We start from the raw sequence: 18,271 nt of genomic DNA, 5'->3' as shown, positions 1-18,271 counted from the left end.
GCATGAGTGGCGAGGCACAGTGGTTCCAAATATCAAAAGCAGAGGAAAGGCATATTCCATCGAGCGCTCAGCTACCGGATAGCTTTGAAAACCTATACGATCAGCATGGGTTGCTTCCGTTTCCACCAGGCAATGATCCTGCTTCCTGCAAACTACTGGTGAAAAACAGCAACATCATTCCGCAGTGCATCGAGGCATACAAGCGAAACATTGCTGGATATGGTATTACTTTGGAGTACCTTCCTGGTGAGAGTGATCAGACCGCGCAGGAGGAGTGGAACAAGGCTGATAAGTTCTTGGAGACCTGTAACCTGGAGGATACACCGGATGAGATTATCGGCTCCTTGATTGAGGACATCGAGAGCAGCGGGAATGCAAATGTGGAGGTCGCCTGGCCTGCCGGTAGTGAGTTTCCGACACTCTACCGAATCAATCCGAAATTCGTTCGTTGTACCCGGGAGACGGATAAGGTGACGATCAAGCGTAAGCGGCTGATCCGGTCATCGAAGAAGGTAGAGGAATTCTCCCAAGATATCTATGCCCGGAAGTATGCCATGAAGAGAGGGCAGTCCGTGGTGTGGTTCCGTCCATTTGGAACCGAGGGTCAAGGCAATCAAATCATTCCCTTAAAACTTGGTAATGATGGTCCTTATGGTGAGCCGCGCTGGTTTGGGAATGCACCTGGAGTGGTTGGTAGTCGTGAAGCAGAGGAACTCAACGTTTCATATTTCTCTAATGGACGAATGCTTTCCATGCTGCTGACGGTGACTAATGGTCGGCTGACTAAGCAATCGATGGAATTGTTGCGAAATGTAAAGGGTTCGCAATCCCAGGGCGGCATACTCTACTTGGAAGCAATCGGGGAGGAGACTGGCGGACCGTTGGATGAAAAGGTTGAAAAAGTGGCTATTAAGCTGGACAAGCTAAATGATTTGCTCCAGCAAGATGCCTTGTTCCTGGAATACGGGAAGGACAAGAAAGCTGATATCCTCTCCGCGTTCCGGTTGCCGCCGATCTTGGTAGGCCAGAGTTCTGATTACAACCGTGCTACGGCGCAGGCCGCACTGCGGTTTGCAGAGGAGCAGGTCTTTGAACCATACCGCAAGTGGATCATGGATGAGATCTTTAATAAACGCTTATTCCCGGCCATGGGCATCTTCCGCGTGCGGGCGACCCTGCGTGGGCCACGCATCATTGACCCCGAAGACCGTAAGGCGTTGCTGGACTTTATCGCAGATAAAGGTATTATGCTGGTCCGGGATTTAATCCCGATCGCTGAAGAGGTGCTTGATACCACGGTCGATGAGTCAAAATACACAGATGAATATTTGAATACACCGATTGCTCAACTGATTAATAGTCAGCCTGCATTAACTGTGCCAGAACCTGACTCCGATGTGAACGATCTACAGGAGCAGGTATCCACAATTGCCAAGCGCCTGCTGCGTCAGAGTCATGATGAGGTAGTCGGCCATGTGTAAGGACTGCTGGGAGCTCATCGCTAAAGCGGATGATGCTGAGTTTTTGGATAGTTTGGAGCTGCCCCATGCGGAGCGGACAGTGCTGGAAGAGTTGTACAAGCAGGGAGAAAACCGAATAGTTGAAATCCTTGAGCTACAAGGGAAGGCATTGCATGACGCGATTCTGGACCTCAGCGAGGAGTTGCTGATTGATATCGGGGAGCTGGGAAAAGCTATACAGTCCGTGCAGTCCAGCGATTTGTTTACTGTCCAGTTTGAACAGGCGGTATATGATTCCTTCACGCCGCTGTATCACTTGGCTGGAGAATCGGAGCTGACGGTGCTGAACACTAACAAGACCTGGTCCATAAAAAACAAGGCGGCATCCCGATTTGCGAAGAACCTCAAGAAGCTTGTACCGGATATGAATGGGACCAGCAAGGATATCATGACCAGGGCTTTTCAGAAAGCTATTAAGGAGGGAAAGACCCCTTCCGAGCGGGCGCTGCTGGTACGTGAGATCAGTGCTGCGGCCGCCAAAGGTGATGCTGGTCCATTCAACATGGAGCGGGCCATTACCGTTTCTCGCACTATGAGCACGGCAGCGGCTAACGGCGGTAAGATGGAGGGTTGGAAGCAATCTGAGGTGGTCACTGGTAAGAAGTGGAGGTCATCCAAGGGCGATAGGACCCGTAAGACACATCGTAAAGCTAACGGCCAGGTGCAACCGTTAGATAAGCCTTTTGATGTCGGTAAAAGCAAGCTGATGTTCCCCGGAGATCCATCTGGACGTGCCGAGGAGATTATCCGCTGCCGATGTACGATGCAATCTGTAATGGAATGAAAAAAGAAAATTTCCCAACTAATCTTCTTCTTTTAGTTAATATGATTACAAAAAAGAGGAGGAGATTATTTTGAATGAGGAATAAATGAATTTACGGTCAGGTTAATTTAAACATTTGTAAGTTATATCAAATGTTAGTTCTACAGGTCTCCTTATTGAGTCTGTCTACAATGTTCAGACAAATGGTCGCCATTTCTTCTACTGTCTGTTTCATGCCATCCTGTACCCAAGCTAACGCAACATTATAAATTGCACCTATCCAAAAATAGGATTTGTATGTTTCTACGGCGTTGTTTGTGAGAGATTCTCTTGCTTTTGAATTTATTTCTTTTAATATCAAATCATCAAAGTTGGCTCGTATGAGAATACTTATGCTTTCATAATGTTTTTCTAAAGTTTGAAATAGCGAATTCCAATATTTAAATGTGTTTTTAATAGGGAATTGCAACTCCATTGAGTCCATAACCTTATCCATAATATCTTCCATTAAGCTTCTAAGTATATCCTCTTTGGAATTATAGTTACGATAGTAAGCTGTCCGCGATACACCAGCGCGCTTTACGATTTCAGTAATGGAAATATCCTTAAAACACTTATCTTTCATTAATAATATTAAAGCTGTCTCAATGCAGTTTCGAGTGATCCGATTAGACTCAATATTGGAAAGACGTAGAACCTCTAGACGCTGTAATTCGCTTATATTATCTGACATTACAATAACTCCTTTGTTGTTCAGTCCGTATCTGATTTAATTGACTACTCAAATAATTCGATGTTACGATTGTAACGCAAATACATTTGTATTTCAAACGAAGTTAATATCAACAGCGCTTGATAAATAGGGGGTAGATTATGAAAGCATTAGTTCTAGAGGAACCAGGGAAAATAGAAAGTCTTACAGTTGTTCACAATCGAGAAATACCTGTACCTAAGGGAAATGAAATTCGAGTAAAAGTTATCACAGCAGGCCTAAATCCTTCGGATTACCAAGTTGCATCTTATGCAGAACAACCCACAAGTGAAAAAAAACGGGTTCTCGGATTAGACGTTGCTGGTATTGTAGACGCAGTAGGTAGCGAAGTGACAGATTTTAAAGTTGGTGATCGTGTATACTATCTTCGAAGTATAACGAATCTAGATGGTGGTTTTGCAGAATACGCTGTCACAACAGCTCACACTGCAAGTAAATTGCCTGATTCTATCAGCTTTGAAATTGCTGCATCAGTTCCCGGGGCAGGTTTTACAGCTTACCAAACTATAGTGCAGAAATTTAGGCCTCAAAGAGGAAAGACAATTTTGATTCATGGAGGTGCCGGTGGAGTAGGAGGATACGCGATTCAGTTAGCAAAACAATGCGGGCTTACAGTATATACGACTTGTCTTGGTAGAGACTTGGAATATGTAAAAACTCTCGGTGCAGATAAAGCTATTGATTATATTAAAGAAGATGTAAATCAAGTTGTTTTAGAATTAACAAACAATAAAGGTGCCGATTATATATTAAGTACAATTAATTCAAACAGGGCTACTGAAGATCTAGATATCCTTGCTTTTGGTGGTGAACTAGCAGTAACAGCAGGGTTCCCTAACTTTGATCGATTTCGATTCTATGATAAAGGTATGTCTCTACATGAGATTGCTCTTGGAGCGGCTCACACTGAAGGAGATTATTCTGCTCAATCTAACTTGGCTGTTATCGGTAATGAATTTGCGAAACTACTAGCAGACAAAAATATTTTGCCTCCAGCAATAACAGTAATCTCAATGGAAGACATACCAGAATATTTAGTGAAATTAAAAGAAGGAAAAGTCACTGGGAAGATTGTAGCAAAGATTGTGTAAAATACTGTACAGTCTCAGATACAGATCTGGATTCCTTTATTGAACTAACAAGTTAACTGGCGGTAGTCTAGGGCATTTTTGTCCATGATTGCCGCCGTTTCTATTATTAGATAAGTCTATAATTTATTTCACGAATTTTGACTCCATTACAATTCAGAATCTGCAAGGAGTTATCTAATATAGCTTTTTTTATTGAAAGGGGGTGAGAACTGAATATGAGCTATAAACTGAAAGATGCTAAAATCACTCATATCTCTCTAGTAGACAAGGGAGCTAACGGAGTGCCGTTTGCAATCATCAAGGATGCCGGGAAGAATGCCATCCAGAAACAGGTTCAAATCGCTAAGATTGATGATGATAAGCGGATTGTCAAAGGTGTGGTATATCAGCCAGATGTGGCAGACGCACATGACGATCAAATGGATGAAGTCGAGATCGAGAAGGCAGCTCATCTCTTCATGGAGAAGCAGCACACCTATAACATCGATAAGCAGCACGATCTCGAAGCTGACAAGGGATTTGTAATTGAGTCTTACATCTCTCCTTGCGACATGACACTCGGGGAGCAGCAGATCGTGAAGGGCTCCTGGGTGGCAGCTGTGAAAGTGACTGAAAATGATACTTGGGAGGCAATCAAGAAAGGCGAGATAACTGGATTTTCAATGTGGGGCGTTGGCAAGCGGGAAGAGATCGAAGAGGAAGAGGAGGTATCCAAAGGACTCTTGAGTAGAATCGCTAAAGCGCTGGGCTTGATTGAAAAAGGTGCTGTTGCTGACAAATACCATAAGAACCGGAAGAACCGAGAATTTTGGGCGGCGCAGGATGCCCTCAACTCGGTTCTTTTTAATTGGGACAGTTATAACAGCGGGATGGAAACCGATGCGGAGACCATTCGGGAGGCGCTGCAGGATTTTGTGGACATTGCTGAGGACGTGTTGACCAAGGAGGACATCGTGAAAGCCATTGGCACACCTCCTGATCAGATTGCCAAGGCCGGCAAAAAGATTTCCGCAGGCAACTTGAAACACGTGGACGATGCGATCGCCGCATTGACCGAACTTAAAAATATAACGACTCCCGTAGAAGAGGAGTCCGAGGAGGATGTTGATTTGAAGGCTACAGATATCGCAAAAGCTGTAACAGCCGCACTGGCTCCAATTGCTAAGCAGGTAGAAGGCCTGACGGCAGAGATTGCGGAGCTGAAGAAAGAGGAAGGTTTCGAAGGTGAAAAGCCTGCAGGTGATGCTGCTCCAGCTGCTACCGCAGAAGAAACTGTAATTACTGATGCCATTGCCAAGGCCCTGGCGCCGCTGAGTCAGCAGATGCAGACACTGGCAGCAGATGTGCAACTGGTAAAGAACAGCCGTGGTGCTTCCGCGCAAAGTGAAGAAGAAGAAATCCAAAAGTCAGGCGGCGCCGTAAGTTTCGGACGCTTTCTGTAAATTGAAGGAGGAATGCAAATCATGAGAACAAACGGAAATATTGCTCGAACCAGCATCCAGAAATCAACCATCATCACATCGATGGATCAAAACGCTCTGAATTATGAGGAAGTCGAAGCCTTCACGGATATGGCGTACGAAGCTAATGGCTTCCTAAAAGGTATCCGTCATGAGAATCGGAAGAGCTCCAAAGGAACTATCGATAAAATTGGTGTGCGTGGCCGGAACATGCGCGGTAAAAAAGAGAACATCATGGCGACTAATACACCAGGGCTGACCTTTCCACAAATTCCGTATTCGGTAGAACCTGTGGTTCTTCCTTTTGATATCACTGAAGAGTTTATCCGTCAGACGCAACGGGTTCGTGGTCAAAACGCTGAAGAAATTATCATGCGGAACATGGCCAACAACTACGGGGAGAATATGCAAGACATTGCCTTTAATGGCGATACGGCAACTCTGAACACTGATCCGGATTATGAGTTTCTGAGCATAAATGATGGTTGGTTGAAGAAGGCGCGTACCACCGGTCATTATTTAGATTGGAAGACACTTTCGGCTAAAGAGAAAACAGGAATTTTGTTTGAGGTTGAGCGTGCGATACCAACCCGTTATCGTGCTGGTGGGGTATTTAAATACTTCATGCATCCAAATACCTTCAGTGAGCGACTACAAATGCTGGCTGAGAAGGACACCAGCGCATCTATTCAATTGCAGATCTTGGGGGGCACGAAGAAAGTCAACGCTTATGATGTTGAAGAGGTCTGGAGTATGCCAGAAGGAGCGATTCTCTTCACATATCAGCCGAACTTTGCGATGGTCCATACTTATGACATGCAAATTCGTAAGACGACTGAGGGCAAGGAGGCAATCTGGACTGATAAGCGCTTTTACGCAATTCATTCTGACTATGATTCTATTTTTGAAGAGCCACAAGCTCTGGCCTACGTGGAAGGGGTGGAATTCTAATGCCATACGTGACCTACAGAGGCAAGAACGCCTCGCTTCGGCTGTATAGTATTCGTTTTGAGCCGGCTAAGCCGGTACTGGTGGAAGATTCAGTTGTGCTGGAAAAACTGCATGAGCATCCTGATTTTGAAGTGAATGCGGAGAAGGTCATTCCGCTGGAAGATCTGACAGTTCCCCAACTGAAGGACAAGGCGAAGAAGGCTGGAATTGATGGTTTTGCCGACCTGAAGAAGCCGGAGCTGATCGCTGCCCTGAAGGCGCTGGAAGGCGGCGGTGTGCCTGATGCTGACAGCGACACTCCTTAAGGAACGTAGCCGTGTCAGCGCCGTGAAGGAAGCGACTGACAAGCAACTTGATCAGTACATTGATGATGCGCAGACTCGTATTGAGCTGTATTTGCCTATTTCATTCCCAGTAATAGCAGACAAGCAGCTCATGTTGGCCTGGGTGAAGCTTGCGGAGTCACTGGCACTGCAGGACAGCGAGGAATACCTAGCTTCAGTCGCCCGCGGCTATTCAGCGGAAAGTGACGGTGCCTGGACATATACCCGGCAGGCAGTAGAAGGGAAGACTACAGGGAATGCCGATGTGGATTCTATTCTCTTCCTGTGGGTCAAAAAGCAGCAGTCCGGGCCGGATGATGGAAACATTACGGCCTATTTACTATGAATCACCGTATGAATACCCCGCTGGCGGTGTACCGGGTCGGCCGCCAGCAGGATGCGGACAACCTGTTTAGCGATCGGAAGTCTGGAAAGGTTTTTGATTTGAAGTGTTTCGTTGTTAAGACGCAGACTGATGCCAAGGCAGATTCCACCCCGGTCATATACATTGTCAAAAAAACAATCGGGGTTCCGAAGACAGCGGACGTTCGAATCAGTGACGAAGTATTGCTGATCGGACGCAGGTATCTGGTGATTGACTCTAACCCACGCCATTACTGGCGTGAGTTATTGGTGACTTGCGAGGTGAAGGGCAGTGAACATGCATGACTTTGACGGCCTAGCGAAGAAATTCAAGAAGCTGAGCGACGAAGGGGTTAGTCAGATCCTTAAGAACATTGCTGAGGCTGTGGGCGAAACACTTTTGAACCTGGTCATCGATGAGATTGATAAACAGGATCTGATTGACACTGGATTGATGTGGAACTCCTTTACTCGTGGAGAGGACAATAACATTTGGGAATGGGATGTTGACCGCAATTCTATTACTATCGAAGTCGGTTCTAATCTTCCTTATGCACGCCATCTTAATGATGGTTACACCATCCACAAGGCTCACTTTGTCCCAGGCTATTGGGCAACGAATGGAACATTTGTCTACGATCCCAGGGCGAAGGGCGGATTTATGGCCAAGCCCCGTTCTTTCATCGGCAGGCATTACTTTGATATTGCTGTTCAACAGCTGGAAGGCGGCATGAATGCATTAATAATGAAACGTCTGGAGAAGGAGCTGGGGAGGATGCTGTCATGATGGATGTAGGATTAAAAGCCTGGGCAGAACTCGTACAGCGGGTATTTCCGGAGTTGCCGATTCTTCGAGATCGTTCCCTTTGGCTAGCAGGGCAGTTTGATCGTCCGAGCGTGTTCATTGAGACGGATCTGGTATCCGATAAAGCACACACGCCGCGGGCAGACCGCATCATTGAGGATGTGGGCCTAGTCTTTCATTATGACATCTATCGTAGCGGGGAAGAGGAGGCCGGGGAACCGATTCTCTTGGACTTATCTCCTTTCTTCCTTTACCTTCGCCAGCTTCGGTTTTGTGTGACTTCGCAGCGTTTTGGAATCATGATGGTGATTGAGGCTCCACGCATGCGGTCGCAGAATGATCGGATGGAAGTTACGTTTCGGTATTCGTACCTGCTGCATGTTCCGAAACTTATGATCAAAGATGACGGGCGGCAGATTCAGAAGATCAACGACTTTTTTATTGAACCTAGTCGAATTGATGTTTGATTTTGTTGTTAAACTAACATGCAGTATTTTAAAAAAGTAGTATAGCATTTTACGACTTAACTAAAATTGTTCATTGAAGGAGTAAGGTGATAAGATGAAAAATATATTATAGTAAATAATTATCAGTATTTCGGGGTGATAATGTGAAATTCTGTATTTATTTGAAGCGAACTGAGCCAGATGTTTCTTTTTTATCCGAAGAACATATTTTCCCTGCAGCAATTGGTGGTATTCAAAAACTTCCTTTAAACTATGTAAGTCACGACTGTAATAACTATTTTTCATCGATGGAACTTACATTTATGAGGAATTCTTTAATTGCAATTTCTCGTCAATTTCATGGACCCGGTAAAAGAGGGAATTTAAACCCTAAAAATGCAACGAAATCCAATGTGAGTTTAATGGCTAGAGTCGATGATCCTAACTCTATTAGTTTAGGCTATATTAGCTTGGGACAACCATTTAATATTTCTCAAATAAAAATTAACAAATTAGGAACATGTACTTTCAAAGCTGACAGTTCTCTTGGAGATGGCAGTAAATTGCTTGTTGATTTTATGAAGAGTTTAGAGGGGTTTAATGGAAAATATATATTACACGAAGACGAAAGGATTTCTGAAAATGAGTTTATTCTCGGTTATCAAGATGGCAAATGGTACGTAGCATTAAGCAATAAAGAATTTGAGAATAAGCTAAATAGTTGTGTTGAAGCACTATTACTGCAAAAACCCTTAAGTAACAAAATACCTGAATATAGTAAAAGCCTAACGAGTGTAATGCAAACACTCAAGTTTGATGATACTTATTTTAGAGTCTGTGCAAAGATAATTTTTAATTATCTTGCTTTTTCAAAGGGACAAGATTTTGTATTAAATAGTTGTTTTGATCCATTAAGGGACTGGATAGTTAATGGTGGTGAAAACAAATTTGCGGTGCTTATAGGCAAAGAATTTATATTACCATTTCCTATTCCTGACCTTTCTCATAAATTTTATATTATTCAAGACGGAAAATCGTTAAGGAGTATTATAAGCTTTTATGGTGATAGTTTTGCTACCCAAGTAGATTTATGTGAGAATTTTGAAGGTTCTTTTGAAATAGATGGATTTATTTGTGATTGGAAAGAAAGGAAGGAGTATACTTGGGGAGAATTTATACTCAAGTTGGTATATGAACATAACTTGGGAATTGAAAAGTTCTAACTAATAACAGTGTCATATTTCGAATTAGCCGCCATGGGAGAGGCGGTTTTTCTTTTGGTCAGAAAAAGAGAGGAGAACTTTAAGAATGAACTTAAAAAAACAGATTCGCCAGCCTAATAATATTGTTTCAGATGCTCTGAACAAGCGGAGTAAGCAGGAATGGATTGAGAGCGCAGTGGTTTTGAAGCGGGAACGCTTTGAAATTGCAGGCGCTCTTTTTGATTGTGAAGAAGATACTCTGCTGTCTCAGCAGGAAGTTATTCAAAAAGTGCAGGCCTATTTTGGACTGACAAAAAAGGAGGAAACAGTGAATGTCGATACAACGGAATAGACCAGGCGCGTATGTGGAGTTGCAGGCGGTTGCGAAGTCTCGTGTCCTATCGGTATCTGGCCGCGTTTTGATACCGTATCAAGCGGAGTGGGGATTGCCAAATAAAGCAGTGGATATGGCGGATCAGTCCGAGCGCTTTAAGGAATCTGGTTTACTTGTAGATGAGTTGGAACTGGCTGCAGAGAATGGTGCAACGGTAGTGGGGTATAGGGTTACGAATGGGAATGAGGTAGCTGCTTCGGTTGCAGTGGCCGGTAGCTACACAATGGAGGCACGTTATCCAGGTTCTCGCGGAAATGATTTTGAGTACTTAATTCGGGCAAGCCTGGTAGATGCTGCGAAGAAAGAAATCGTTATTCGGGACACGAAAGAGATCTATGATACAGAGACTTTTCTGGTGTCTGATAAAGCCGAAGCTGTGGAAACGCTGAAGAAGTCCAACATGGTGCGCTTCAAGGATACTGGTGCAACGGCACTGGCTGATGTTGCTTATACCAAGTTGGCTGGCGGAGTTACTGGTACTGCAGCGATCACGGCAGCCAATTGGAGCGGCATCTTTAATCGCATTGATGGTCTAGTGTTTGATGTTGTTTATCTACCTTCCTCGGAAGCAGCGGTACAAGCTGCTGCTAAGCAATGGCTGCTAGATCGGCGTAGCAAGGCTCGCAAGTTAGCGCAGTTGGTCATTGCAGGAGCACCGGGATCTGATGATGACATTGAAGTTCATAATACGCGCAGTCGCGCGGCCAATGCCCGGTTTATCATCAACTGCTCTTTGGCTGGTGAACACACCAATGGTAAGACCTATGGTTCTCTTCACTGGGCAGCATGGGTGGCTGGACTTGCCGCTGGAACACCGGCGAATAAATCATTTACGGGTGTTAAGGTACCAATGACTGAAGCTCTAGTGGACTGGAGTCATAGCGAAGTTTTGAAGGGGTTGGCCGAAGGCACACTGATGGCTACCCGCGACGGCTACGACTATATTATTGAGTCGGCAGTGAACACATTGACCACGCTTGGGGCAGGGGAACGGGAGGACTTCGGTAAGATTCGAGTTTCCATGACGATAGACCAAATTTTAAATGACATCTACGCTGCTGGCAAAGCAAACAAGGCTAAGCTGGACAATGACAAGGATGGTCGGGGGATGTTTATCGCAGCAGTCGTTAGTTATCTGAAGACTCGTGCTGGACAGAAGGCGATTGACTCAGAGTTTACATTTACCGAACATCCAACGAAGAAAAGTGATATGGATTATGCTTACTTCTCCCTGTCTGCAAAACCGCTGGACGCGATTGAGATCTTTAATATTGATTGGGAGGTGGCGTAATCGATGGAACGCGAACTTATTGGCCGTAATTTATCCGTACAGGATGACAATGGCGACTCTATTCAGACCATTAAAGAAGTAGAGGTTATTCTGAAGCCGGAGACACTGGATATTATCCGTGCGCGGAAGATGTCTAAGACGAAACAGATCGTCGGGTATGAGATCACCGTAAAGTTGGTTATGTCAAAACTGGAGTCCTCTCTTCGTTACAGGCTCCTAGCTGATTTTAAGGCGGGTAAGACGATGTTTCTAGACCGGATTACCGGCTCTCTTGAGGACATGCAGACAGGTAATGTCGAACGGGTGATGATCAGCGGTGTGCATATTCATGATGAAATGGATCTGCTGGTTGCCAAGATTGATGACAACAATGGCATTGATATCACACTGTCTGGTACCGCGAATGATTTTGATTTTATTGAACAGTTTCCGGATTATATGGCTTAAATGTTCACAAAACAGAAAGGAATTTAAAATAAAAATGTTACTACTTGAATTAATTGAATTAACTTAACAAATGATATTTATCAAAATAAGTAAATTCAAATTAAGGAGAGATAAAAAATGAGTGTTTCTTTAGAACGTTTGGCCTTAACTGATGTAGATATTATGGATGCTTTATTAGAAAAAATATATCAATATTTTACATTCAGAGATGATGACAATCCGACGATGAGCTCTCAAAGTCCATATATTAGCTTCATTAACCCGGGAATGGGTATTGGCGAGAAAGATGTCGATTTTAACATTTATAGTGACGTTGGAGATTTAGAAGCGAAGGATAGACATGCACTCTTTTCACAGATGGTAAATAGCATACCTGAATCTGTTGGATTCTGGCAATCTACAGATATCAAAGTATGGGATATTTATCAAAAATCAATCACTAATATTAAGCTAGCAAGTAGTCAATTGACAACAGATGAAAAAAAGCTTCTTGAGAAATGTGAGAAAATCATTACGAGTACTAACACAAAGAAATATCTTAAATATCAAAATTTATATTTAAAGGCTAAAGAAGAATTTACTATGGTAAGACTTAACGCTTTAAGAAAAAAAGATCCCGCATCAATTCAAATATGGGAAGTTCAGGGTGAACGGCTTATCTTGAACAAAAATTTTGCTTTTAAGCAATGGGTTTCAGAAGGATTAAAAAATAAATATGAAGAAGCAATTGCTACTATCGGTATGCTAACCGAGAGGGGACCGAATGTGATATATGATAATCTTAAGAGTAGGTTCCAGGAGTCTTTTGAAAAAACTCCAGGAATGGGTCTTGATTTTTATCACACCTATATATATCCCCCTAAAATCCTTAGCAGTGAATATAGTGATCGATGGGTTGAATTTTCATTTGAAGAATCAGAAAGACATGAGTACAATAGTCAATCTTCAACCAGCTATGGAGGTGGTGGAGGTTTTAGCACTTTTGGGTTTAGTTGGTCTGCAGGAGCGAGTTACAGTAGAGATATGCAAAGAGAACAATGCGAAATACACTCACAAGGTTTTTCAATTAAGGCATCCTTTCTGCAAGTCCCAATAATTAGACCTTGGTATAGCTCTTATATTTATAAAAGCCGAGGCTGGAAGTGGGTTGATGAAATTACTACTCCAATATCTACGGGGAGCATACCTCCTAATGAAGAAGTATTCATGCCAATTGTCCCCAATTCAATTATTTTTGCTAAGGACATCGAAGTTACATTTAACAAAGAGGATGAACTAACTAAAAAAGCACTAGATGTAATTAAAGGAAAAGGGTCTGTTGGTTTCGGTCCTTTTAGTATAAGAGGAAACTATTCTCATACGAGTAGTTCTTCATCTTTAGATTACGAAGAAACTAATACTGGAATTAAATCAACGGGAATTCAACTATTTGCTTTTGTTTGTGATGTTATCCCAAAATCTCCAAACCCAGATCCTAAGTTATTTGGTGAAGCTGGATTTGTGAAAACGGAGGAGAATTTGTTTTCCGGATTAAATATTGAACCATTTTCTATAGATCAATTGACAAGGTTTTTGCAGAAGTAAACATTGAAATTTAAATTTATATAACCTACCCGCTAATAAAGAGCGGGTATTAATTTTTTTAGGAGGAAAATTAATGGATAATAAATTAGAAAAATACCTATCCAAAGGCAAAGCAGGTCGTAACGACGATACTATTACTGTGCCAGCAGACGGAGAAAATTGGTCTGTACGTCGCCTGACTACTATTGAGGTACGCCGAGCCTATGAACTGGCCTATGAAGACAACGGAGATCCGAAAGAATCCTATAACGAGATTGATGTCATGATCGTTAAAGCAACTGAGCATGATTTCGATTGGAACAACAAAGATTTGCTGCTGGCTTTCAACTGCATCAGTAAGTATGAGCTGCCACCGCGTATCCTAGACAATCCTGCTGATTATTCGGAGCTTAGCAAAGCCGTGCGTAATTTCCAAGAAACAAAGGATGAACTTATGAAAGAAGCAAAAAACTCATCAAGCAAGACGGAGAAGCAAGCTGGGTAGCATCCTTTTGGATTAACCAGAAGCGGCTGCCGACTGAAATCCTACCTTATGAGGTGGATGAACAGCGGCAGTATTTTTTCTGTCTTGCGGCCAGTATGGTGGCCGAAGAAGAAACCAAACGCCTGGCTAACAAGAAATAGGCAGGATGGAGGTGAACAACCATAGCAGCGACAACAAAAGTGACGGTCCCGTTCGAAGCACGTGATCTTATTTCCGGTGCTGTCCAGAATATGCGGAAGGCCATTCTTGGGGCGACTAATGATTTACTAGATTTTCGTCGAGCATCTGGACAGATGGGGAAACACCTTGTATCTGATCTTCGACGATCCAGGAGCGCAGCAGATGATTTAGGAAGCCGGGTCGGCAACGCATCAGATGAAGTGCGTCGGCTGGGACGCGCTAACGTTGATGATATCTTTCGCCGGGCTCAATCAGGAGCCGATGAATTGCGTCGCTCAGCATCTCGCGCCGACGCCGAAATCCGTGGAATGAGTGATTCTCGTTTGCATATACGTGCTCAAGATGAATTGAGCCCAGTCCTTGATGGAATATCTTCCAAAATTACAACGATTGCGGCAACTGCAGGAGCTCTAGTGCTAGGTGGTGGAATCAAGGATGCATTATTCGGGAATGTCATGGACTACTATTCCGAAGCTTCTCGCAGCGCAGCCTTACTACCTGCAACTGCACGTGATCAAGGTCTTCAGACTGTGAAAGATCTAAATGCTCAGGGTATTATCCCTTCTCAGACGGAGGGGGCCAGACAATTAGCTGATATTGCCGCATTAGTCCGGGATAAATCACAAACTAGCGACTTTTTGGGAGCTTCATCGAAGATGAAATATATCCGACCAGATGCTGGCTCGGAGGAAATTAACCGTGCCTTATCGCAATCAGCAGATACTTTCCGAGAGACCTATACTTCAGTTGCGGACAGCATGATGTACGCCTATAAGGAGGTAGGCGATCGCCAGCAGGATCTCTTCGACACCTTTTGGGAGTACAGCGGGTATTTTAAAAATACTGGCGCAAACTCAGGCCAAATGGCTAATTTCTTGACCCAAAGCGTGAAGGAAGGCTCCTTCAATTTTGATAAGCCTGCTGACTTTATAAAGGAAACTTTTGGGGTTAAAGCTTTAGATGCTGGCGATATGGAGAAGTATTTTACTCTACGCGGAGCTGGAAAAGCCGAAGCAGCAAAACAAGCTGTCTCATTTACTGGAGACATTAACTCCGGTGAAGAACAACGTGCAAAGGGTGCGCTCATGGCCCTAGTTGCTGATTTAGCCAGTCAATCACAGAGTGAGCTGAAAGCTTCTCTGGTATCTCTTGGATCAGCTACAGCAGAAGACAACGGAAGTGCTGTGCTCAAGACATTCCAAGTACCTTTTCAACCTGCACCCTCAGGTATTGCAGGGACAACAGAGAGAATGGTCAAGGCTCAGCAAGATGCCAATCCAATGCAGGATATTATTCAGACACGGGCGGAGATCGATCAGCAAATGCAGGAGCTGGGAGCAAATCTATCAACAGCAGTTCTTCCAGCACTTAAAGAATTCAATACTCTTATCACAGAAAATAAAGACGAAATACAAGAACTAGGAACTAAAGTTGTTGGCTTTGTCAGCAAACTTACCAGCTTATATAGTGATCATTTCAATTCGATAAATGGGGCTTTAGGAGTTGTTGCTGGAGGGTTAGTAGCAGTGAAGGGAGGAAGACTACTCCAAAAAGGCTATACGAGTGTCAAAACAGCAACAGATTGGATTGGTCAGAGAAGAGGACAAACAACAACTCCAATCGATGAAGTAGGCACCCCTACCCGCCGTAAATTTACGCTCCGACGTGGCACCACTGCTGGATCAAATGGTGGTCTTGGCGGTGGTCTGAAATCGATTTCCTCTATGACTGTAAATGCCAGTGTGGTCTACCTTAATGAATCTGGCGGTTTAGGTGGATCAATTGGTGGGCAAGGTAGTCGCTCAGGAGGTAGGTCAACCCGCCGTGGGCGTACTGGTCGCTCAAGTTCTAACACCCGAACAATAACTGGTGGCAGTGGAGGTACAGGCTCAATCAGAGCGCGCCGGGGTACGCGAACTACTAATATTCCTGATATCGATGCAATTCCAGACGTTGCTGGAAGAAGAGGACGAGTTACCTATCGTAATACCGCTCGGCTTCGGGGGACGTCTGCTGTTCCGGATATCATCTCGGATGTCTCGGATATACCTGCGAGACGAGGGTTGTTAAAGGGATTCGCTAAAGGTGGGACCAAAGCTGTAAAAGCATTAGGAATTGCAGGTACTGTGGCGGGTATTGGCATGACAGGCTATGACCTGTATCAAGCATCAAGAGACGATGGGTTTAAAGCCGGAGTATCATCTACAGGCGGATCATTGGTCGGAGGTACAGCAGGGGGAATCCTTGGGGGTGTTGTTGGTTCATTAGCTGGACCCATAGGCACTGCAGTAGGAGCAGCAGCAGGCGGATGGGTTGGTGATAAACTAGGTTCCCTAGCCGATTCGAGCGGGGTTACAAAATCCGTTGTTGATGGAGTGGTTTCGGCTGCTGGTGGTATTAAGGATGCGGCAGCTTCAATAGGTGGTTGGCTTGGCTTCGGCAAAAAAGAAGAGAAAAAGCCAGAGGTTAAACCCCCACCTGAAGCAAAGATCACCTTTGGTAACTTGACACCGGAACGAGAAAAACAATTACAGGAGACCTTCAACGTTTTCCGGGCCAATGTGGCCAAGGATGGATTAAAAACCGCATTGACCAGTGCTGTTAACGAGAGCGGTGTTAAGGAAACGGTTGATAAGATTAAAAATACATTTGTTGGCGCGTGGAAAAGCACAGAATCGGGCAATGCTCAGCAAAACGTGCAGGCTGTTGGAGCAGCTGCACAGAAAACAGCTGGACAGACTCAGCAGTTAGGTGTAACCACGAAAATCAGCAATGCTGGAATCGTTCAGGGTGCTGGTGCAGCGGGAGCGAGTATGCTCGGAATCGGGACTGCAGTAAAGACGGCGACGGATGAGACGAAGCAGCAGCTGCTATCGATACAAACGGTTACGAGTCAGAGTGAAAGCTGGGGTAGTACCATTATTACGAGGATTTCCAAGGGGATGCAGAGTAAATTCCCAGAACTTAAGTCGACAGCAATCGGTGCTATGGGTATTCTGAATACCCTGACTGGAGCAGGGTCTACGAAATCATTTGGTACACCAAGTCTTATGAAATCCAGTGGTGGTGCCGCATATGCAAACGGCGATATTATTACTCGACCTCATATCGGGTTAGTCGGTGAGGCGGGACCGGAAGCTATTATTCCTCTCTCAGCAGGGCGCCGGCAACGCGGGGTGAAATTGTGGGAACGAGCTGGTGCGATGCTGGGTGTCCGTGCGTATGCAAATGGAGGCATTGTTGGAGCACAGCCTTTGCGGACTCAAGCTTATAAGGCGAAGACCTACATTGATGATAACAACGACAGGATAGGTTACGGAGCCGGCTATGCCGAAGGGATCCATGGCTCACTTGAAATGGTGAAAAGGCAAGGTCTGAAGCGCTACACCAAGGCGATGAGTAAAGCGAGCAGCCTCACTGATGCTTATAAAATACGCTCGACGGGTCATCAATTGCGTAGGCAGGCTGCCAAGATGAAAACCTTTGCCAGAAGTACGAAACTACTTGGCAAAGTGGTTCGACCTGTCGGCTACGCCATGGATGGTTGGGATATCCTCTTTGCTGGCAAAGGAAAGCGCGGGCGACAGACTGCTAAAGTAGCTGGTGGAATTGGAGGCGGGATCTTAGGTGGTGCTGCAACGGGTGCAATACTTGGTACCTTCCTCATGCCTGGTGTAGGAACAGCCGTTGGCGGTGCAATCGGGGGGCTGTTAGGAACAATCGGCGGTGAGAAGTTGGCCACGAAAATGTATGATGGCATTTCTGGATTCTTTGGCCGTCGAAAAAAGCGCAAGAAGAAGTACGCTGAGGGTGGACTTATCAGTGCTCCACATATGGGACTGGTCGGCGAAGCTGGTCCAGAGATGATCATCCCATTATCCAGGCAGCGGAGCCAGCGTGGCAGAGCATTATGGGAACAAGCCGGCAGCTTGCTTGGTGTTCGTCCCCATGCAGATGGTGGTACGGTAGGTATGAGATCTTCCAGTATCCCGGTAGCGAAGACATTAGCGCAGGCACCTGCAGCGATCCGCGATATCGTAATTGAGAACATCAACATCGATTTTGGTGAACTGGCCAAGGGAATTACCAACTTTGCTGAATTCGCTAAGATGCTGACCAGCCCGCAGGGACGAGCGTTGTTCCGCAAGGTTTTCGGCGAAGAGTTGTACAATGCTCTGGAAAGTGGGGGATAATC

General features: G+C 44.8%; 18 protein-coding genes. 17 read left to right on the top strand and 1 reads right to left on the bottom strand.

Annotation, left to right across the window (positions count from 1 at the left end):
• The first annotated feature begins 2 nt into the window (after positions 1-2).
• Together MHH50_RS23160 and MHH50_RS23155 are read left to right on the top strand one after the other, a co-directional pair.
• Complete coding sequence (locus MHH50_RS23160) at positions 3-1,481, top strand: phage portal protein (RefSeq protein ID WP_340033473.1); 1,479 nt, start codon at positions 3-5, stop codon at positions 1,479-1,481.
• On the top strand, positions 1,474-2,304 hold the full coding sequence (locus MHH50_RS23155) for a phage minor head protein (protein WP_340033472.1): 831 nt from the start codon (positions 1,474-1,476) through the stop codon (positions 2,302-2,304). Before MHH50_RS23160 ends, MHH50_RS23155 begins: the two co-directional genes overlap by 8 nt.
• Before the next feature lie 127 nt (positions 2,305-2,431).
• Here MHH50_RS23155 and MHH50_RS23150 read toward each other — a convergent pair whose 3' ends face one another.
• Entirely contained in the window at positions 2,432-3,016 is a 585-nt protein-coding gene (locus MHH50_RS23150) for a TetR/AcrR family transcriptional regulator (protein ID WP_340033471.1), read from the bottom strand.
• 140 nt (positions 3,017-3,156) lie between these two features.
• On the opposite strand from MHH50_RS23150, the gene MHH50_RS23145 reads away from it, so the two are divergent.
• From MHH50_RS23145 to MHH50_RS23075, 15 genes are all read left to right on the top strand, one after another.
• On the top strand, positions 3,157-4,146 hold the full coding sequence (locus MHH50_RS23145) for a zinc-binding dehydrogenase (protein WP_340033470.1): 990 nt from the start codon (positions 3,157-3,159) through the stop codon (positions 4,144-4,146).
• Between the two features lie 215 nt (positions 4,147-4,361).
• A complete protein-coding gene (locus tag MHH50_RS23140) occupies positions 4,362-5,588 on the top strand; it encodes an XkdF-like putative serine protease domain-containing protein (protein WP_340033469.1) in 1,227 nt (408 codons plus the stop codon).
• A gap of 21 nt (positions 5,589-5,609) precedes the next feature.
• On the top strand, positions 5,610-6,557 hold the full coding sequence (locus tag MHH50_RS23135; RefSeq protein WP_340033468.1) for a phage major capsid protein: 948 nt from the start codon (positions 5,610-5,612) through the stop codon (positions 6,555-6,557).
• Positions 6,557-6,862, top strand: coding sequence for a Rho termination factor N-terminal domain-containing protein (locus MHH50_RS23130; protein ID WP_340033467.1), 306 nt, complete (start codon positions 6,557-6,559; stop codon positions 6,860-6,862). Before MHH50_RS23135 ends, MHH50_RS23130 begins: the two co-directional genes overlap by 1 nt.
• Entirely contained in the window at positions 6,840-7,226 is a 387-nt protein-coding gene (locus tag MHH50_RS23125) for a hypothetical protein (RefSeq protein ID WP_340033466.1), read from the top strand. The genes MHH50_RS23130 and MHH50_RS23125 overlap by 23 nt, the downstream gene beginning before the upstream one ends.
• Positions 7,223-7,549, top strand: a complete 327-nt coding sequence (locus MHH50_RS23120) for a hypothetical protein (protein ID WP_340033465.1) — start codon at positions 7,223-7,225, stop codon at positions 7,547-7,549. Before MHH50_RS23125 ends, MHH50_RS23120 begins: the two co-directional genes overlap by 4 nt.
• The gene (locus MHH50_RS23115; protein WP_340034634.1) at positions 7,542-8,030 is read left to right on the top strand and encodes an HK97 gp10 family phage protein; all 489 of its coding nucleotides are present in this window, start codon (positions 7,542-7,544) and stop codon (positions 8,028-8,030) included. Before MHH50_RS23120 ends, MHH50_RS23115 begins: the two co-directional genes overlap by 8 nt.
• Positions 8,027-8,515, top strand: coding sequence for a hypothetical protein (locus MHH50_RS23110; RefSeq protein WP_340033464.1), 489 nt, complete (start codon positions 8,027-8,029; stop codon positions 8,513-8,515). Before MHH50_RS23115 ends, MHH50_RS23110 begins: the two co-directional genes overlap by 4 nt.
• A 161-nt stretch (positions 8,516-8,676) precedes the next feature.
• Positions 8,677-9,717, top strand: coding sequence for a hypothetical protein (locus tag MHH50_RS23105; protein ID WP_340033463.1), 1,041 nt, complete (start codon positions 8,677-8,679; stop codon positions 9,715-9,717).
• A gap of 85 nt (positions 9,718-9,802) precedes the next feature.
• Positions 9,803-10,048, top strand: coding sequence for a hypothetical protein (locus tag MHH50_RS23100; RefSeq protein ID WP_340033462.1), 246 nt, complete (start codon positions 9,803-9,805; stop codon positions 10,046-10,048).
• The gene (locus MHH50_RS23095; RefSeq protein ID WP_340033461.1) at positions 10,029-11,381 is read left to right on the top strand and encodes a phage tail sheath subtilisin-like domain-containing protein; all 1,353 of its coding nucleotides are present in this window, start codon (positions 10,029-10,031) and stop codon (positions 11,379-11,381) included. Before MHH50_RS23100 ends, MHH50_RS23095 begins: the two co-directional genes overlap by 20 nt.
• 3 nt (positions 11,382-11,384) lie before the next feature.
• Complete coding sequence (locus MHH50_RS23090) at positions 11,385-11,828, top strand: phage tail tube protein (RefSeq protein ID WP_060622117.1); 444 nt, start codon at positions 11,385-11,387, stop codon at positions 11,826-11,828.
• A 117-nt stretch (positions 11,829-11,945) separates the two neighbouring features.
• Positions 11,946-13,412, top strand: a complete 1,467-nt coding sequence (locus MHH50_RS23085) for a hypothetical protein (RefSeq protein ID WP_340033460.1) — start codon at positions 11,946-11,948, stop codon at positions 13,410-13,412.
• Between the two features lie 73 nt (positions 13,413-13,485).
• Positions 13,486-13,896, top strand: coding sequence for a hypothetical protein (locus MHH50_RS23080; RefSeq protein ID WP_340033459.1), 411 nt, complete (start codon positions 13,486-13,488; stop codon positions 13,894-13,896).
• Positions 13,897-14,075: 179 nt separating this feature from the next.
• Positions 14,076-18,269 (top strand): hypothetical protein, encoded by a 4,194-nt coding sequence (locus MHH50_RS23075; protein ID WP_340033458.1) that lies wholly within the window; start codon positions 14,076-14,078, stop codon positions 18,267-18,269.
• Positions 18,270-18,271: the final 2 nt, after the last annotated feature.

This window comes from Paenibacillus sp. FSL H3-0302 (genome assembly GCF_037982245.1).
Classification (GTDB): Bacteria; Bacillota; Bacilli; order Paenibacillales; family Paenibacillaceae; genus Paenibacillus_AQ; species Paenibacillus_AQ odorifer.
This window is presented reverse-complemented; position numbering and strand designations above follow the sequence as displayed.